Here is a 526-nt window from a genome sequence, read left to right on the forward strand (position 1 = left end):
GTTTCGTGCCACTGCCTCAAAAGTTAAAGCGCCACTCTCTTCAATTTTATTCGCTTTCTTCTTTTCGCTGGGATCAGTGCCATTAGCAATCAGTTTTCTTGCGTCGTCACGTCTCTCCCGTGCCTCTGCAAGAGATACGTCAGGATAGGCACCGAGTGCGAGCATCTTCTGTTTGCCAGAGAACCGGTATTGAAAGCGCCAATACTTCGAGCCATTTGGGTGAACAAGCAGATGCATACCAAACCCGTCAGTGAGCTTGATAGGCTTGTCGGAAGGCTTAGCAGACCACACTTTTACATCAGTTAGCGCCATCGGTTGCGCCTCCTGATGTGGGTACAACGCATACCGAGCTTACGACACCAACAGATATACCAACAAAGTAACGTTAATGTAGGGGGGAGTGACCTTTGGCGAACAATGAGTATTGGTTAACACATTGTTTTTAAGATGATTGGTGAGTATCGGTGGATGTTGCTGAACAGGCTTCTGGTGTCCCCAGCAGGAATCGAACCTGCAATTAGCCCTT

At 48.1% G+C, this 526-nt stretch carries 1 protein-coding gene; it reads right to left on the reverse strand.

Features of this window, described 5'->3' with window-relative positions; all coding sequences use genetic code 11:
- Window positions 1-312 (reverse strand): Arm DNA-binding domain-containing protein (locus J5224_RS35035; protein WP_264629391.1); only part of this gene is annotated, 312 nt, incomplete at its 3' end.
- Window positions 313-526 lie beyond the last annotated feature (214 nt).

Source organism: Candidatus Symbiopectobacterium sp. NZEC135 (assembly GCF_025962695.1).